At 40.9% G+C, this 18,294-nt stretch carries 11 protein-coding genes; 10 read left to right on the top strand and 1 reads right to left on the bottom strand.

Translation table 11 applies throughout. The features are described from left to right. Positions 1-144 precede the first annotated feature (144 nt). Positions 145-2,538: a glycoside hydrolase family 2 protein gene (locus J4N24_RS01425; RefSeq protein ID WP_207531855.1), complete on the top strand. Its 2,394-nt coding sequence runs from the start codon at positions 145-147 to the stop codon at positions 2,536-2,538. Between the two features lie 248 nt (positions 2,539-2,786). On the opposite strand, the gene J4N24_RS01420 is transcribed toward J4N24_RS01425, so the two are convergent. Further along, positions 2,787-6,824, bottom strand: a complete 4,038-nt coding sequence (locus J4N24_RS01420) for a hybrid sensor histidine kinase/response regulator transcription factor (protein ID WP_207531854.1) — start codon at positions 6,822-6,824, stop codon at positions 2,787-2,789. A gap of 394 nt (positions 6,825-7,218) precedes the next feature. On the opposite strand from J4N24_RS01420, the gene J4N24_RS01415 reads away from it, so the two are divergent. The 9 genes from J4N24_RS01415 (at position 7,219) to J4N24_RS01375 (ending at position 18,257) form a co-directional block, all read left to right on the top strand. Next, positions 7,219-10,284: a SusC/RagA family TonB-linked outer membrane protein gene (locus J4N24_RS01415; RefSeq protein WP_242691461.1), complete on the top strand. Its 3,066-nt coding sequence runs from the start codon at positions 7,219-7,221 to the stop codon at positions 10,282-10,284. Positions 10,285-10,304: 20 nt separating this feature from the next. Then, entirely contained in the window at positions 10,305-11,843 is a 1,539-nt protein-coding gene (locus J4N24_RS01410) for a RagB/SusD family nutrient uptake outer membrane protein (RefSeq protein ID WP_242691460.1), read from the top strand. Between the two features lie 81 nt (positions 11,844-11,924). Continuing rightward, complete coding sequence (locus J4N24_RS01405) at positions 11,925-13,070, top strand: cellulase family glycosylhydrolase (protein ID WP_207531853.1); 1,146 nt, start codon at positions 11,925-11,927, stop codon at positions 13,068-13,070. Between the two features lie 29 nt (positions 13,071-13,099). Then, positions 13,100-14,050 carry a glycoside hydrolase family 43 protein gene (locus tag J4N24_RS01400; protein WP_207531852.1) on the top strand — a complete coding sequence of 317 codons (951 nt, stop codon included), beginning with the start codon at positions 13,100-13,102 and terminating at the stop codon, positions 14,048-14,050. A gap of 11 nt (positions 14,051-14,061) precedes the next feature. Next, positions 14,062-15,804: an exo-alpha-sialidase gene (locus J4N24_RS01395; RefSeq protein ID WP_207531851.1), complete on the top strand. Its 1,743-nt coding sequence runs from the start codon at positions 14,062-14,064 to the stop codon at positions 15,802-15,804. A gap of 16 nt (positions 15,805-15,820) precedes the next feature. Continuing rightward, positions 15,821-16,027: a hypothetical protein gene (locus J4N24_RS01390; protein WP_207531850.1), complete on the top strand. Its 207-nt coding sequence runs from the start codon at positions 15,821-15,823 to the stop codon at positions 16,025-16,027. A 682-nt stretch (positions 16,028-16,709) separates the two neighbouring features. Next, on the top strand, positions 16,710-17,027 hold the full coding sequence (locus tag J4N24_RS01385) for a fatty acid desaturase (protein ID WP_242691459.1): 318 nt from the start codon (positions 16,710-16,712) through the stop codon (positions 17,025-17,027). Positions 17,028-17,308: 281 nt separating this feature from the next. Next, positions 17,309-17,638 (top strand): ArsR/SmtB family transcription factor, encoded by a 330-nt coding sequence (locus J4N24_RS01380; RefSeq protein WP_207531849.1) that lies wholly within the window; start codon positions 17,309-17,311, stop codon positions 17,636-17,638. A gap of 55 nt (positions 17,639-17,693) precedes the next feature. Beyond that, entirely contained in the window at positions 17,694-18,257 is a 564-nt protein-coding gene (locus J4N24_RS01375) for a DUF6428 family protein (RefSeq protein WP_207531848.1), read from the top strand. Positions 18,258-18,294: the final 37 nt, after the last annotated feature.

Below are 18,294 nucleotides of genomic sequence, written 5' to 3'. Positions count from 1 at the left end.
TCCAATCGTAACAGTTCTGATACTGAAACTTCAATAGCTTAGTAGTACTTTTGCTTCCAGTTATTCAAAATTTTCATGTTTAAATCTCTGCTCTCCGAACATACAGATCACACCTCATATATTTTTAAGCTATATTTTTTCATCATGATGCTATCATTCCCAGCGCTTACGCAGGCGAATGATAGGAAACAACTTTTTGACAAGGACTGGAAATTTTATCTGGGAGTAGCAGAGGATGCAAAAAAGGTTGAATTTGATGACAAACACTGGCGCTCATTGGACCTTCCTCACGATTGGAGCATAGAGCCCATTAAAAATCAGGTTCCAGGTAAAACGATAGGTCCATTCAGCAAGGAAAGTCCAGGTGGTGCTGCAACCGGCCAGACATTGGGAGGGGAAGGATGGTATCGAAAAACATTTACGATAGCTCCAACTGACGCCAGGAAAAGACATGAGTTGTATTTTGAAGGGATATACAACCAATCGGAAATATGGATAAACGGAAGAAAAGCATGGGAGAATATGTATGGTTACAGCACCTTCCGATTTGACATTACGCCATATTGCAATGCGCCCGGTAAAAAAAATGTAATTGCAATAAAAGTAGTTAATAAAGGAAAAAACTCCCGGTGGTATGCCGGATCGGGCATTTACAGGCACGTTTATATGATCAAGACCGGTCACTCGTATTTAGATGACTGGCTTAGTTCTATTCAGACTACCTCCATACTTAACAACAAAGCAAGGCTGAACATAAGCACAACGGTTATCCAAGCCAAATCGGATAAAGAATTAACAGTTGATGCAGAGCTGATCAGTCCCGCAGGAAAACTTGTTGGTAAGGAACACAAACCTGTCCCTTACGCCGCAAACGATACTACAGCAATGGCTTTTGATTTCACGGTGACTAGTCCGGAATTGTGGAATGTAACAACGCCGTCCCTTTACACCTTAAAGTTGACATTAACTAATAAAAACGGCGTCCAGGATATCGTTAGTTTACCATTTGGTATTCGTACCATTGCTTATTCCGTCGACAAAGGCTTTCAAATTAATGGACAGTCTCTGGATCTGAAAGGGGGATGCATCCATCACGACAATGGCATGCTCGGTGCAGCAGCATATGACCGGGCTGAAGAAAGAAAGATCGAGCTTCTAAAAGCAAATGGATTCATCGCTGTGCGATCTCATAACCCGATGTCAGAAAGTTTTATGAAAGCCTGTGATCGTCTGGGAATGTTAGTAATAAATGAAGCTTTTGATCAATGGGAGAAAAAGAAAAATCCCGATGACTACCACCAATATTTTAAAGAATGGAGTGCGAGAGACATCAGATCGCTGGTGCTAAGGGACCGCAATAAACCCTCCGTCATTATGTGGAGTATCGGTAATGAAATATATGAAAGGCTTACTGACAGAGGGGTGGAAATTGCAGCTTACCTCAGAAAAGAGGTGCTTAGATATGATACAACGAGGGCCATCACTGCCGGGGTAAACAACCAGTGGGATAAAGAACGTAAAAACAGAGTTCCGATCGACAATGCGTTTCTTTCCCTTGATGTGGCCGGCTATAATTACATGTGGCCTTTGTATGAGCGTGATCACGCCAGATTTCCAAACAGGATAATGATGGGCACTGAAAGCGTAGCCACCGAAGCCGTATCTAACTGGAATAAAGTAGAAAAATTACCTTATGTAATAGGTGATTTCATTTGGACAGCGATGGACTATTTGGGTGAATCTGGTTTGGGCAGCTCCATTGAAGTCGATCCGTCGGAAAACCTGCACTTTTTTCAGGATTGGCCCTGGTACAATGCCTGGTGCGGAGATATTGATCTGTTGGGTATTAAAAAACCTCAGTCGTACTATAGGGATATTGTTTGGAAACGACGAAACATTACGATGGGTGTAGAATTGCCTGCCCAACCAGGAAAGATTAGAAAAGTTAGCTTTTGGGGTTGGCCAGAAGAAACCCTGGCCTGGGATTTCCCGGATCATATCGATAAAAAAGTTTCTGTGAATGTATATTCCAGAGCACCAAAGATCAAGCTGTTTCTTAATGGGAAGTTTTTGGCTGAACAGAAAACAGACAGCATTTATAAAGCTACCTTTACCGTTCCTTATCAACCTGGAAAGCTTAAAGCAGTTGAAGATATTAATGGTGTAGCCGGTGATTCCATTTTCCTGGCGACACCAGGAGCGAAAAGAAAATTAAGATTATCAGCCGATCGAAAAGAGCTGCTGGCGAATGGACAGTCGCTTTCTTATGTGTTGATTGAACTTGTAGATGAAAACGGGAATGTCGTTATGGATTCAGATAGAAAGGTTAACATCTCACTAAGCGGAAAGTCAGGTAAGATCATTGCTTCTGGTAACGCCGCACCAAATGACATGGAAAGTTTCAATTCCCTACAACCCAAATTATTTAATGGCAGGGCGATAGTTGTACTCAAATCCGGGTATAAAAAAGGAAGTATATCTCTGAAAGTTGAATCAAAAGGGATAAATGCTAGTAGCTTAAGAATTAGCGTGAACTAAAATTCCTATATTGAATGTGCAGGTACTGACTGCATAAAAGTTGTACAAAGGGAATGCCTCTGCAAAAGCGCACCAAGGGTACAAAAGTGAGAATTTAATATAAAAACTATTCTCAAGTCGAAAGTGGCTTTTTGTATAAAAGGCACAGTTTTAGTAAATCTGTATCAAATGAGCAAGTCTAAGCACATGATAAATACAGATTCAGTTATATTAGAACCGACGACCTAACCTAGACTTAGATGGGGCTTTTATAAGTCTTTATTTATATTAGTTCTATTGCCATTCTTGGAGTTCGCATATTCAGAAGGAGTCATTCCAAACTGTTTGCTAAAAGACCTCGACAACTGCCCCTGAGAACTGAAACCAGTTAATTTAGATACTGCAGCTATCTTATAATCGCTTTCTACTAATAACTCGGCGGCTTTTTTTAATCTCGTGATCAGGATAAGATCTCTGGGACTTAAATTAGAGATAACCTTAATTTTTCTATAAAGAGTAGGACGGCTCATATTCATACATTCTGCAAGCACATCTACATCAAACAAAGGGTTCGCTAAGTTTTTATGAATAGCCTCGTTCAACTTTTCCAGGAATTGTTCATCTGTTTTGTTATAGGCCATCGCTTTAATATGTACCAGCGGAGAACTTGCAAAATGGTTCTTGATCTTCTCCCGGTTGGCAAGAAGACTTGAAATCTGGGTTAACAGATGCTGGGGAGAAAATGGCTTTTCTATATATGCCTCGGCACCTGTTTCCAATCCCTCTATTTTAGCCTGTACTGTACTTTTTGCTGTAAGAAGGATGATAGGGATATGGTTGAACTCTACGTTGTTCTTTACATATTTGCAAAGTTCCAGGCCATCCATCACTGGCATCATCACATCACTTACAATTAGTTGAACAGCATTTTCTTTTAGAATTTGAGTAGCCTCGTGCCCATTGTTTGCGCGTAACACAAAGTATTGGGAACTCAGCTTTTGTTCTATAAAATCCATTATCTCCACATTGTCTTCTACTATAAGTATTGCCGGAAAACCAGACTCACGTTCGTCGGGAAGATTCCCCTCCGACCGGTATTGATCTTCTTCAGCAACGGGTACCAAGTCGAAGCTTTGTGCATGATTGAAGGGAAGGATCAGACTGAACACATTCATCCTGTTGCTATCTGTGCTGAGTGTTAGCTCCCCTTCGTGAAGTTCAGCGAGCGACCTAGCCAATGGCAAACCTATCCCTGTACCTCGTTTATTTTTATCAGCCTCCATTCTATAAAAAGGCTCAAATATCTTATCACGATCGGTATCAGGAATAAGATTCCCATCACTAATTACTTCTACCACAAAAGTTTTCGGCATAGCCCGCCCAGCGTACAGTCGAAGCCTGATATGGCTGATTGCATACTTTACTGCGTTGTCAATAAGATTACTTAAGATTTTATTCATTGCTTCAGGATCAGCATAAGCTATTACAGCTTCTTTAGGAATATTGAGATCGACATTGAGTCGCCGCTGGTCCACAGCTGGTTTAAACCGGTTGTAGGTGTCAACAAGTAGTTTCGAAATATCTGTCGGTATAAAGTTCAGACGGAAGCCCTTACTTTCAGTTTTCCTAAAGTCCAGAAGCTGGTTAGTGAGATCGAGTAAACGGTTCGTGTTCTTCTTGATGGTCAATAAGTTCTTATTTACCTCAGCACTTCCCTTCACCTGATCCAATACGTCCTCTAAGGGTGCTTTTATCAAAGTTAAAGGTGTTCTGATCTCATGGGTAACATAAGTAAAAAACTCAATTTTAGCATGGTATAGTTCTTTCTCTTTTTGGCTTTCCAGTTCTTTTAAACGTTCTCTATTTCTCCTGTTTGCCCGTTGATTGTATTCGCGTATTAACAGATATCCAAGCGCCAGAGCAATTATTAAGTAAAGGAGATAGGCAATTTTACTCGCCCAGAAGGGCGGAGTTATTATTATTTTAAGCTGGGTAATATTCTCGTTCCAGATACCGCTACTATTGGAAGCTTTAACTTTGAAAACATAGCTTCCGGGAGCAAGATTAGTGAAATATACTTTCCGGTTAGTTTTAAGGTATATCCATGACTTGTCCAGGCCCTCCATTTTATAGGCATACTGGATATTTTCCGGAGCTGAAAAGCTTAGGGCGGCAAAATCTATACTAAAAGTGCTCTGGTTAAAATTCAATCTGATCTCTTTGCTCAAGGTTATCGATTGTTTTAATGGTGATCCCTCCGTTTTGATATGAAGTTCATCATTGTCTACCTGGATTCCGGTTATATATACAGGAGGACTGAACTTACTTTTGGAAAAAGTTGAAGGATTAAAACGAAGAAGGCCTTTAACGCTGCCAAAGTACATCTGGCCATCTTTACGCTTGAAGGCGGAACTATAGTTAAACTGATCAGTAAGGAGTCCATCGGATTTAGTATAATTTTCAATTTTTCCTTCTAAAGGGTTAAAACAGGCTAATCCATTTCCTGTACTTATCCATAAGTGCTTAGAATTATCCTCCAGGATCTTATAAAAGATGTTACTCGAAAATCCATCTTTTTTACTGAAAACATTAAAGTTCTGATCGCTGCTATTGTATCGGCAAAGACCATTTTCGGTGCTTACCCAAAGGTGGTGCTGCGAGTCGATAAAAAGGGAGTTTACAAAATTACTGCTCAAACTATTCTTATTATCCGGATCGTTCATAAAAGAGCCCTTTTGACGTGTGCGGGGGTTGAAGTAATATAAACCATCCCGTAACGATCCTACCCAAATTGTTCCATTTTTATCTTCAATCACAGAGACATAGTGCAAGTTTGGGGGTACTTCTTTAACCGAAGAAAAATTTTGCCGGACCCGGTTATATTTATAAAGTCCGGCACTTGTGCCGATCATAATATCGCCGGCTCTCGTTTTATAAAGAGTTTCTATAAAGTTGCTTTTAAGACTATTACTATCGGGTCCACTTGTAAATCGTTTAATGGCTTTTCCCCCGGGTAGTTGCAATACAGATATACCATCTTGAAATGTGCCTACCCATAGTTGATCACCATCCGCCAGTAGTCCATGGATATTTGTAAAGGGTACTGTAGTGGCAGACAAATAATGGGTAAATGTATGATCATCAGGGGAAAGCCTGTTTAAGCCCTCGTCCTCTGTCCCCACCCACAGATTCCCGTATTTATCTTCGGCCAGTTCCCTTACTGCTTTTCCTTTTAGTTCAGAGGCTGCGCCTTTGTTGAAGAAGTTGTGAAATGAATTATACTGCCGGGGGTAATAGTTTATTCCTCCAAAATAAGTTCCCACCCAAACACCGCCTTCCCGGTCTTTAGTTAAAGCATATACCGAGTTGTCTGAAAGAGAGTAAGGGTCGTTGTAGTAATGTCGTAGTTTCTTATAGCTGCGATTTTTGAGATCAAAGATGAAGACTCCTGCTTCTGATCCAAACCAGTAGGTGTCCCCGCCCATGTAGAGAATGTCTCTGGCATGAATAGCGGATCCATTTTCATCTCTTGGCAGAATATCCTGAAATGATTTATTTGCGGTATTAAAGATCTTGATCCCTTGTGCTGCTGTACTTACCAGAAATAAATTACTAGCTGCAGAATACATTTTTTCTATAAACAGATCATTACTTCCGTGCTGAATGGTAGAGATATTATAGCTTTCTGTATAGTTCTTACGAAAGTTGAAACTCCTGATATAACCGTTCTTTGTAGAAAACCAGATCTTATCCTGATCAATGGAACCAATTGAAGTGGCGTCTGAAGCCTCTTTGTCGTAGAAATGTACTTGCCGGGTACTTGTGTTGTACGATGTTAATATCAAGCTGGCAATAAACCAAACATGGGCTTTGGCGTCTCCTTTAATCTCCCGGATAATGTAATTTCTGGTTCCTTCTACCAGAGTGAATTTTTCTGTTGCAGGATCAAAATTATACAAGCCGCTATGGGTTCCAATCCAAAGGATTCCATTTTTATCTTCAAATAAGGAATAAATAATATTGTCTCCCAGTGCCGCTTGATTAGTAGGATCTCTTTGGTAAATCTTAAAAGTATAACCATCAAATCTATTTAATCCATTCTTAGTTCCGAACCACATAAATCCCTTCTTATCCTGCATGCTGCAGAGAACCGAATTATAGGAGAGTCCGTTTTCTATCTGGTAATGCTTAAATACAAAGGATTGCGCCTGAACCACTCCGCCACTTAGAAATGCCTGCAGAAAAAATTGCAGGATCAAGAGTCCAACTAACAGATTTCTACAAAAAAAGGCTTTTAATCTTCTCAAGGGATAATTGGTTTCAAGTAAAAATAGTACGAATTATTGGTAAGGACGAGGGCCTGAGGCTACTTTATTTATCAGATCTCTTAATTGAGATAAATGGCTAAAATAATGAGACGGATTGCGAAAAATTGTCAATTTAACATCCGGTAATCTTGCTTGATTTATCGCATTTACGGCCTTGTAAACATATTTTCTACCTTGTTTTTTGCTTTTTTGTCTCATTCTGATATGGCTGTTTGCTGGTTTTTACCGCAGAATTTGAGGCAAAATAATGCGATTGAGACAAATTGCGAAGACATTGATCAACCGAGTATTTTTTAGCTCCTCATCTTTGTTACCAGGCAGCTGATGTTTCTCAAACCTGCTGCCGAAGGTCTTTTTAAAACTAACCAGTATTATGAATGTAAGTCTATTTCTTCAGTCGAAGGGTGGCAACAGAAGTTGGCATCCTACCAAGGACAATCAGAGTAACATCAGAGTTTCATGGACAATGCTTCTGATCTTATTTCAACTGTTTATTAACCTGATAGCAGGGGCTCAACAATTAACATCAGTATCGGGAACGGTTACAGATGTTAAAGGGGAAAAGCTGATCGGAGTAAGTGTGAAGGTGAAAGGCACTAACAGGGGAGGTAGTACCGACTCAAACGGTCGTTACAGCTTAAATGCCGTTGATGCTAACAGTACCCTGGTATTTACCTACGTAGGATTTTCCACCCTTGAGGTTCCTGTGAATGGCCGCTCCAGAGTTGACGTGAAATTGCAGGATCAAACTACTGAATTGAGTCAGGTGGTTGTAGTTGGCTACGGAACTCAGCAAAAGAAAGATCTGACAGGGGCGGTATCGGTTGTTAAATCAGCAGACATCCAAAAAAGACAGGCCACCACAGTAGCTGAGGCGATGCAGGGACTCGCCTCTGGGGTAAATATTCGCGGCGGCGGCCAGCCTGGTTCTGAAGCCCAGATCCAGATCAGAGGGTTGAAGAATTTAAGTAATACAAATCCCCTTTACGTTATTGATGGCATGATAACTACTGCCAACCGCGATTTCAATCCTAATGATATAGAGTCTTTACAGATCCTGAAAGATGCTTCGGCTGCAGCAATATATGGATCGAGGGCTGCTAATGGCGTTATCATTATCACCACCAAACAGGGAAAGGAAGGTCCGATGAAAGTGGATTTTTCCGGAAAAAGTAGTATTCAGACTATTCCAAGGTATGACCTTGCCGGTACCGAGGAATTCAGTCGACTTAATTTTATGGCTTACGACAACGCAGGTGCCACAAGGCAGAATTTGAATACGGAGATAAACACTAACTGGCAGGATGAAGCTTTCAGAACCGGGAACATACAAGATTATAACTTGTCATTCTCAGGCGGAAGCAAGAACGGTGGCTATATGGTTTCTACCAACTATTATGGAAACAAAGGAACCGTTATCGATACTAAGTTCGACAGGTTGAGTTTTAGAGTAAATACAAGAGGATCTAAGGGGATTTTTAGTATTGGTGAAAACCTGGCGATTTCCAACGCGAAGGCAGATGAGATGTCGGGCAACCCTATTATAGATGTTGTAAGGTTACTTCCAACTATCCCGGTTTTCGATCCTGCAAACCCTGGCGGATACGGATATGGCAGTGAATCAAGGGCCAGAACTTTCGGAACAAATCCTGTCGCTATTGCAGATTTGGAAGATCGTACGAATGAGAACCTGAGGATAAGAGGTAATATATGGTCAGAGCTGGGTATTCTTAAATCTCTGAAGTATCGTCTAAACGTAGGCTACGAAACAAGTAACGACCACTATAACTATCTAAGAAAAAAAGGCAACTGGACTTTGAATCAACCCGCCGATCCAACTATCGTCAACGAGAATCGTGCTGGTTCTTCCAATGCACTTATCGAAAATACCCTAACTTTCAATAAGCAGTTTCAAAAACACAAGGTAACCTTACTGGCAGGTCAAACCTACCAAAATCAGAAGTATCAGCAGATATGGGGTACTAAAAGAAACCTGGTTCCTAACTCAAATGGAAGTTATTATACTCAACTGGACCAGGGCAATGAACCTCAAACCGGAGGTTTTATCCAGAAGGCTATTCTGCTTTCCTATCTTGGAAGAGCTGAGTATAGTTTCGCTGATAAGTATCTCTTAAACGCAGTCTTCCGTCGTGATGGAACTTCCCGATTAAACGAAAAGAACCAGTGGGGGAATTTCCCTTCTTTCTCCGCAGCATGGAGACTTAGCGAAGAGCCTTTCTTCAAGAATAGTCTGGTGAACGATCTTAAGTTAAGGGCAAGCTGGGGAAAACTTGGAAGCAGCAATATTGGCTATTGGGATTACCTGGCTACTATCAATAATTTCTCGACGATAGCGATGGGGCAGGACCAACACATAGAGGCAGGCGCAACACAAGTTAAGCTGGTTAATAATGATCTAAGGTGGGAAACCCTTGCTCAAACCAATATTGGTTTGGATGCTTCCTTATTGCAAAACAGGTTTAGCTTTTCTGCTGAATATTTTATTGCCGATACAAAAGACGTGTTAACTGGCATGCCTATCGCGTTAACTACGGGTAATGATGGCGGAAATCCGCTGGTGAATGCCGCAAGTTTGAAGAATTCTGGTTTCGAGTTTTCAGGTACTTATCGTCAGCATAAAAAGGATCTTGATTTTAGTGTTACTGCAAACCTTACTACCCTTAAAAATAAGGTTACCAATCTTGGTTATGGAAGAAGCAAGATCTTCGTAGGAAATACGGTAACTGAATTAGGTCAACCTATCGGTATGTGGTACGTGCTTGAAACTGATGGATTGTTTCAAACGCCTGAGGAGGTAAATGATTATAAGAATGAGCAGGGAAAAATCATTCAGCCGAATGCTAAACCGGGAGATATCAGATTTAAAGATAATAATGGCGATGGGCAGATCACTAACGCAGATAAGTCTGTTGTAGCCAAGTCTAATCCCGACTATCAACTCGGTTTAAACTTTAATGTTTCCTTCAAAAGAGTAAGCTTTAATATGGATTGGTTCGGTGCTTTTGGATCAACTATTTTCAATGGCCCAAGAAGTGTTACGGATCGTTTTGATGATAATTCTAACTACCGTGCAGGTATTCAGCCATGGACTCCTGAAAACCCTGATACCAGTGTGCCGCGGGCATACTATGGTTCTACGCTTAACTCAAGAGGTGATACGGATCGCTGGCTCGAAGATGGAAGCTTCCTTCGGTTAAAATATGTAAGCCTTGCTTATGCATTACCGGCAAGCACTATTAAAAGAGTAGGCTTAGCTAATGCCTCGATCTCTTTATCTGCTCAGAATATCCTGACCTTCACTAAATACACCGGCCTGGATCCGGAATTCAGCAACGGTAGCATCTACGAAAAAGGATATGACTTTGGTGCCTTCCCGAATGTGCGAATGATTTCACTTGGGTTGCAGCTAGGTTTTTAATCAACATTTATAACAACACAATGAAGAAGATATTTTATACAATAGCCAGTTTAAGCTTAATGCTTTGCATCTTCCTGAACTCCTGCAAGGAAGATATTTTAACTATTGAAAATCCAAATACCTTAACGGAAGCAGAGTTCTGGAAAACAGAAGATGATGCTCAAAAAGGACTGAATGCAGCATATGCCATGTTCTATAAGCCGGGTTTGTGGTCGCGTTGGATCTACTTCCGGCTCGATTTAACGTCGGACGAAGGATACAGCAAAAGTCCCTGGATAGAATTGGCCGACTGGACCCGCTTTCAATACATCAATTACAACTTTTGGGAAGGTAATGTAGTAACCTGGAGAGATACCTATAAAGCGATTTTCAGATGTAACCAGGTGTTGGATAAAGTCCCCGGCATTACATTCGCAGATCCTGCAAAACAAAAGCAAATAGTAGCTCAGGCCAAGTTTTTAAGGGCCTTACATTACTATCACGCTGCGTTGCTATGGGAGAATGTACCTATCGTGCTGAACGCGTCCAAACCCGACGACCAACCAAAGCAGAGCACCCTGGCTGAAGTTTGGGCTCAAGTTGAAAAGGACCTGACAGAAGCGGAAGCTGACCTGCCCGTTACCTGGGACGCGCCAAATGTTGGCAGACCTACAAAAGGTGCTGTAAGAGGTTATCTCGCAAGAACTTTGATGCAGCAGCGTAAGTGGAACGAAGCAAAAACTGCGCTCGACTACTTCTTTACCGGTCAGGGTAAAGATAAATATTCATTGGTGAGCAAGTTCAGAGATAATTTCACTGCTGATCTGGAGAATAACAGCGAATCTGTTTTCGAAATTCAATTCTCAGATGTGAACAAAGGTGGCGATGGAGATGATCCGAATGCTACTATGAGCAATAACAGGCCGCAGTTCTTCGCCCCAAGAAGTATTGGCTGGTCTGACGGACAAGCAAGGTTCTGGTTAGTGAATGCTTTTAAGGAAGAGCCAACCTTATCAGGTGGTATCGATGAGCGCTTAAGATACACCTTGTTCTATCCTGATCTGACCAAAGACTTCGGCGATAAGATTTACGGAAGGAACTGGGAATGGGATAATAACGAAGCCTGGTTTAAAAAGTATTCAAGAGATTATTACCGTAATAACGAAGATTACTTCGCACAGAATAATTATCGCTTAATACGGTATGCCGACATATTGCTGATGTATGCAGAAGTACTTAATGAGTTAAGCCTTACTACAACAGCTGCCCCTTATGTCGACCTGGTTCGTGCGAGGGCAAATCATGCACCACTGGCTACAGCATATCCTGCTGCTCTTCTTAGTAAAGATGCATTCAGAGAGCGCATTAAAAAGGAACGGGTATTGGAGTTGTGTGGAGAGAGCGTTCGCTGGGCCGACTTAAAACGCTGGGGAGATCTGGAGACTGCCGCAAAGGTAAGCCAGGTTGCCCAACGAGATCCTGATTTCAATAATTTTGTAGTTGGCAAACATATTCGCTTGCCGCTTCCGCAAGACGAGGTATTAAACAATCCGAATTTAGTTCAAAACCCACTGTATTAATTTCTCATGGGCTGCACCGATCCTTGTGCAGCCCTAAATTATTCGTTGATATTCTTTTTAACACTTAATAATTCTTAAAACATGCACTTAAAAAAACTTGCACTCATATTCTCCTTTGCATGCCTTCTCCTGCAACAGGGGATCGCTCAGAAAAAAACAAAAGAACGAGGGGTATGGACCGCGAAACAGGCAAATGCCTGGTATAAGAAACAGCCCTGGCTTGTGGGCCCTAATTTTCTTCCCAGCACAGCTATCAATCAACTGGAAATGTGGCAGGAGGATACTTTTGATACTGTATCTATTGATAAAGAACTGGGGCTTGCTGAGTCAATAGGGATGAACACAGCCCGTGTCTTTCTTCACGATCAGCTTCATCAGCAAGACTCCATCGGTTTGTATTTAAGGATTAATAAGTTCCTTGAAATTGCCCAACGTCATAAAATAAAACCTTTACTGGTGTTTTTCGATTCCTGTTGGGATCCTTTTCCAAAAGCAGGAACACAACGGGAACCTAAACCTTTCGTCCACAATTCAGGATGGGTCCAAAGTCCCGGACAAGTTGCTTTAAAGGATTCCAGCTCTTACCCTCGTCTTGAAGCCTACATTAAGGGTGTGATCAGAAAGTTTGCTACAGACAAAAGGATATTAGGTTGGGATGTTTGGAATGAACCTGATAATATGACCGGGCCTTCTTATGAGAAAATAGAACTACCCAATAAGGTTGATTTCGTGCTGCCTTTACTGAGAAAAACATTTATCTGGGCCCGGTCGGTGAACCCGTCACAGCCACTTACTTCTGGTATTTGGGCTGGTAACTGGTCGTCGGATCAAACTCTTAAACCAATAGAAAAATTGCAGGTAGAGCAATCAGATATCATCTCTTTTCATAATTACGATAAGCCGGAGCAGTTCGAGATGAAAATTAACCAGCTTCAGCGTTACAACAAACCTTTGTTATGTACAGAATACATGGCCCGCCCAAATGGAAGTACGTTTGAAGGTTTCCTTCCGTTGGCGAAGAAGCATAACGTAGCGATGTTTAACTGGGGATTTGTATCCGGAAAGTCGCAAACTATTTATCCATGGGACAGTTGGACAAAGACCTACACTTCTGAACCTCCGCTATGGTTTCATGATATATTCCACACGGATGGCACTCCTTATAAACAAGAGGAAACCTCTTTTATCTCCACTATCACAAAGGGAGCTACTAAAGGCAAAAAATAAACTCAAACTTTTAAAATTTAAATAATACAATGAGAAACCTTTGCTTGATACTTCTGCACTGTCTTTTAATGCTGAATGTTTCTGCTCAGCAGAACAAAGACACCCTAAAGCTTGCAGACCCAACCATTTTTCTTGATAAAGGAACTTATTATTTATACGGTACTTCTAGTCCCAATGGTTTTCTGGTTTATACTTCAAGGGATTTGAAGCATTGGTCGGCACCTGCAGGTAAAAGAAACGGACTTGCATTGTTGAAAGGGGATAGCTACGGTAAATCAGGCTTTTGGGCTCCACAGGTTTGGACTAGCAATGGCAAATATTATATGGCCTATACTGCAGATGAAAATATTGCTATTGCAGAAAGCAATAGTCCGCTTGGCCCTTTTATCCAAACAGCACCGAAACGTATCTCCGGCTCAGATAAACAGATAGATCCCTATGTTTTTAAAGACAGTGATGGGAAGCTATACCTTTATCATGTAAGGCTCCAAAGTGGTAACCGCATTTATGTAGCCCGATTGAAGGAAGACCTTAGTGATATCTATCCGGAAACTGCGATAGAGTGTATTAATGCGGAGGAACCCTGGGAAAATACAGACAAAGTAAGCTGGCCTGTAGCTGAGGGGCCTACGGTGATTAAACGGGAAAACCTTTACTACTTGTTCTATTCCGCTAACGACTTCAGGAACAAAAGTTATTCGGTAGGCTATGCAACCTCAGAGTCGCCTTTAGGACCATGGAAAAAATTTGCCGGGAATCCGATAATCAGCTATAAAAATACAGGACACAATGGTAGTGGACACGGCGATATATTCAGCAGTACGAAAGGTACGCTCTACTACGTCTTTCATACTCATTCATCTGCTCAGAATGTAGGTCAGCGAAAAACTGCCATTGTTAATCTGGCTTTTTCTAAGCAAGGTTCTGCAACTATTGATCCTGCCAGCTTCCGTTTCCTTTTTGAAAATAAACCCCGGTAAAGAATTACAAGATGAGACATCGTTTTAAGCCATTGTTATTATTGTTTATTCCACTTCTTGGTTTTACTGATTGTAAGAAGAAAGCTGCCGCGGAAATACAGCCCCAGCCCGAAGCCGCAATTTCCGCTGTACCTTATACTGGAGGAGTACGGATCTCGTGGGACTATAGTACGTTAAGGAAAATTTCAAAGGTCGCAGGTTACAATGGGTATGCCCGTATGATAGAAGCGGCTGATCATAGCTTTATCTGTGTGTATGAGTCTAACGGTAATGTTGTCGTAACCAAGAGTAGTGATAAGGGCATCACCTGGTCGCCACCGGTAACTGTAGAAGAAAAAGCAAACGGAATTAATATGTCTGTTCCCGATATCTTGCAGCTGAATGACGGAAGTCTCCTGGTTTGCTATAATCCCAGACCTTCACAGCCTACCCGAAGGTTTAGCATCCGGACAAAGAAAAGCTACGATGGTGGGCTTACCTGGACCGACGGCAAGCTTTTATATGAGGCAGATTATTATTTCGAGAATGGCTGCTGGGAGCCTTCTGCAATTCAATTGCCGGGAGGAGAGATTCAACTGTATTTTGCGAATGAAGGGACCTTTTTAAGTTCAAACGAACAGAATATATCCATGCTTCGATCGCGTGACAACGGAATAACCTGGACCAGCACTCCGGAGGTTGTAAGTTACAGAGCTGGTTCCAGAGATGGAATGCCGGTGCCCTTGCTCTTAAATAATAAGAAAGATATCGTGGTTGCGATCGAAGATAACGGCTTCTCAAACTTTAAACCCTACATCATCCGGAATAGCCTTTCCCAAAACTGGACAAGCTATGTAAATAGTTCAAGCGCTGACCGTAGCTATGCCCTGTCGCAGCGCATTGCTGATAATATTTATGCCGGGGCTCCCTTTATCCGCCAATTGGCCTCTGGTGAAACCATTCTTTCTTACCAGGGAACTGAAGGCAGGAACAATACCATGGATAATGCAGATATGAAAGTAGTTATCGGGAATACCGAGGCTCGCTCCTTCGATATTAAAAGTAGTCCCTTTACTATTCCGGAAAATAAATCTGCTTTATGGAATAGTCTGGCAGTAACCAGCGACAATAAAGTAATAGCTCTTACTTCTACCAATGCATTTTCAGCTAATTCTACTGAAGTATGGATGATAGAAGGACATGTCATCTCGAACGTTAAGGCAGAACAGTCGTCAATAAATGTTGACGGACAATTCAATGAAGATGCCTGGAATTCTCCATTCCCATTATTTGTAGGCCATAAGGGAGCTACGCAGGTAAGAGCTGGCGTAAATTATGACAATGAGAATTTATATGTTCTTACCGCTGTTAAGGATAATATGATTTCGGCTAATACTAGTCCCGATGAAAGTGACGGCGTAACTTTTTACGTAACAACGCTTAAGGATGGCTATAAGGTACCAGTTAAGGGGATCTTTTCCTTTCTTGTGACGGTCGATAATAAAATTGTGGTACGAGAAGGGGAGAATGGAGGCTGGTTGAAAAGAGAGATTAGTTCGGTTCGTAGTGAAACCACAAAAACTAATAATTCTTATAGGCAGGAAATAGCTATTCCGTGGACTCTATTAGGAGGCAAGCCTGCTTTGGATAGTGAGATTGCTTTGAATTTAGGAATCACAGAAGCCTCGGGGAAACAAGTAGCAGATTACCGCGAAACAATTACTAATTGCATGGAAACACAGTCAAGTACATGGCTTAGATTTAAAATTAAATAAAGGAATCTGCTTGCTAATGCAGAGATCTTTTGCTCCAGAAACATTCATATTGACCAATTGCTGCCTTAGAGGTTGCTCCGTTTACTATAATTATATGGTTGGGGTATCTCAAAATGGGCATTCTAACGGTACCATCAGAGATAATCAGATTTATGAGAATGGAGCTGAAGGCCTTACTATAGACATCAGGAGTCACAATAACTGTGTTTACAATATAAATTAATCATGTATAGAAGTATGAGGGTTTACTACGACTATAGGCTTTAAAATAATTATAATGGATTTTGAAAAGATTAACAAAGTAAAAAAGCGGGATTGGAAAAGAACGCGAGAAACACCACAAAAAACAATTTGTGAGTTTGTTCAGATTTACCCCAAGCCTAACAATAAAATAACAGTTAAAGATATAAGAAAAGCTTTATGATATAACCCGAATACCTTATCGCCGTCATAATTGGTTAAATTAAATTGGTTCGTTATTGCCTCCATCCGCCCGGATTGGAGGCATTAACATTTTATTTTTATTATAAATAAATCAGGGACCAGAACGGTATGACCTTGTTTCTAATAAATTTAATTACTTCAAAGATTATAAATTCAAGTAACCGCCATAAGCTGCTCCATGCCTTAAAAATAATGCTTGTTGCACGGCCTCTATTTACCAGATGGTAAAAAATGAGCTTTGGCGGACACGGGTGGGCTTAATTCATCACACTCTATTTATCCCAAGTTTTAACACCCTATTGCATTGTCATTACATGATTTTTACTCGGAAGTATACCGATCCGAAGATAGCTTATCTATTATTAGTTTCTTCTAGTTGCTAAAAAGTTGTTGTAAAGTTTCTAAGATCAAGTCAGAGGTACTACTATCGATTCTTACCTAGTTTTCGGCTAAGTCTTATTTTGTCAACAGCCCTTAGTTGGTCAAGTGCTAACTGTTTCTATTTCCAAATACACTTCCTGATTTATCATATAATTATTATGGTTATTGGCGAATTTCTGATGTCATTCTTTGCAGTTTGGACAGTTCATCATGATACTGAAGAAAACCCTGAAATGGCAAGAACACAAAGAGGAGGGTGGAAGAATAAGATTACATTTAGCATGTTCTACCATTTGGAACATCATCTGTTTCCAGCAGTACCTACAATAAAACTTCCTGAATTAGCCAAGAGAATTGATCAAGTTATACCAGAGCTCGAGAAGAAACAGACATTTTGATTAAATGATAATCGAGAAGCTTTTTGTAATTAAGGTCTGGATTACTACCATTATCTCCGACTCCATAATATAACAGAAACTGTCCTCAGCTGGGTCAACAAGTTGCTATCAAAAAGGAAAAAATACTAGTGTTTCTGGACCTAATTTTTGAACCCTACTTTTAAGTGCATCTTTGAGAGAATGGTTAAAAAGTGACAGGGGCCAAAAAGTTATGGCTTTCTCAACCTGGTATCCTTAAATATTTATTGAATAAAAAATATAATCGTAATATTGCGATGTAAATGGGAATTACAAAAACAGAAATATTTTCCGAAGAGCAGAATAAGCTGGCGGTGCTGCTGAAAGCAATAGCACATCCTGCCCGTATCGCTATTCTTCAGGAGATCATTAAAGCAAATGCTTGTATTTGCGGAGATCTTGTAAATGAGTTGGGGTTGGCACAAGCCACTATATCCCAACACCTGAAGGAGCTAAAGAATGCAGGCTTAATACAAGGAACGATAGAAGGTGTAAGTGTATGCTACTGCATTCATTCGGAAAATTGGAGGTTACTCGAGAATCAATTAGGACATTTCTTTGCCTCCTATAGAGGACCATCAAGCTGCTGTTAAAAAAATTTGAGCTATTATATCGCAAAATTACGATAGATAATAAAAACAAAAGAACATGAACAATCCAAATGCTATGAGCTGGTCAGCTTTCAAAGCAGAGCTCACCGGAAATCAAGATCTTGATTTGCAGTTTCAATATGCTGAAGGCGAATGGGTGAAGCCCTCATACCATATTACTGAAATTAAGCAAGCTCCAATTACTTCTGTTGATTGCGGTGGCAAGGTGAATACCTGGACCGAAATTATTGTTCAATTATGGGAACCTGAAGAAAAGCATCAGGAAAAACCGATGAAAGCAAGTAAAGCTTTGTCTATTGTTGAACTGGTGGAAAAAGCCATCGAGCTTAATCCATCTGCAGAAGTGAAGGTCGAGTTCGGAAACTCCAAATTTGATACCCGTCAGATGTTTCCTTCGGAAGTCATAGTCCAGGGAGAAAACCTGATAGTGAATTTAAAGGCGGATACAGTGCAATGCAAGGCCTTAGGGAGAAACCAAACCTGCGGTGCTCCCGATACTGAAGAAGCATGTTGTTCTTCTACAACAGAAAAAAAGCCAAAAATTACTCTAAAAAACCTCGCCACTGCTGACTGTTGCACCCCAGGCTCTGGTTGCTGCTAGTTCGGGTAAGTACATTTAAGTTTAAGAATGAACAATT

Source organism: Desertivirga arenae, from assembly GCF_017355785.1.
GTDB classification, from domain to species: Bacteria; Bacteroidota; Bacteroidia; order Sphingobacteriales; family Sphingobacteriaceae; genus Desertivirga; species Desertivirga arenae.
This window is presented reverse-complemented; position numbering and strand designations above follow the sequence as displayed.

Bases quoted from the DNA above. Each gene is read 5' to 3' on its own strand.
- J4N24_RS01410 (WP_242691460.1), top strand. From the start codon at position 10,305: ATGAAGAAGATATTTTATACAATAGCCAGTTTAAGCTTAATGCTTTGC.
- J4N24_RS01380 (WP_207531849.1), top strand. From the start codon at position 17,309: ATGGGAATTACAAAAACAGAAATATTTTCCGAAGAGCAGAATAAGCTG.
- J4N24_RS01415 (WP_242691461.1), top strand. From the start codon at position 7,219: ATGAATGTAAGTCTATTTCTTCAGTCGAAGGGTGGCAACAGAAGTTGG.
- J4N24_RS01425 (WP_207531855.1), top strand. From the start codon at position 145: ATGATGCTATCATTCCCAGCGCTTACGCAGGCGAATGATAGGAAACAA.
- J4N24_RS01375 (WP_207531848.1), top strand. From the start codon at position 17,694: ATGAACAATCCAAATGCTATGAGCTGGTCAGCTTTCAAAGCAGAGCTC.
- J4N24_RS01390 (WP_207531850.1), top strand. From the start codon at position 15,821: ATGCAGAGATCTTTTGCTCCAGAAACATTCATATTGACCAATTGCTGC.
- J4N24_RS01400 (WP_207531852.1), top strand. From the start codon at position 13,100: ATGAGAAACCTTTGCTTGATACTTCTGCACTGTCTTTTAATGCTGAAT.
- J4N24_RS01395 (WP_207531851.1), top strand. From the start codon at position 14,062: ATGAGACATCGTTTTAAGCCATTGTTATTATTGTTTATTCCACTTCTT.
- J4N24_RS01405 (WP_207531853.1), top strand. From the start codon at position 11,925: ATGCACTTAAAAAAACTTGCACTCATATTCTCCTTTGCATGCCTTCTC.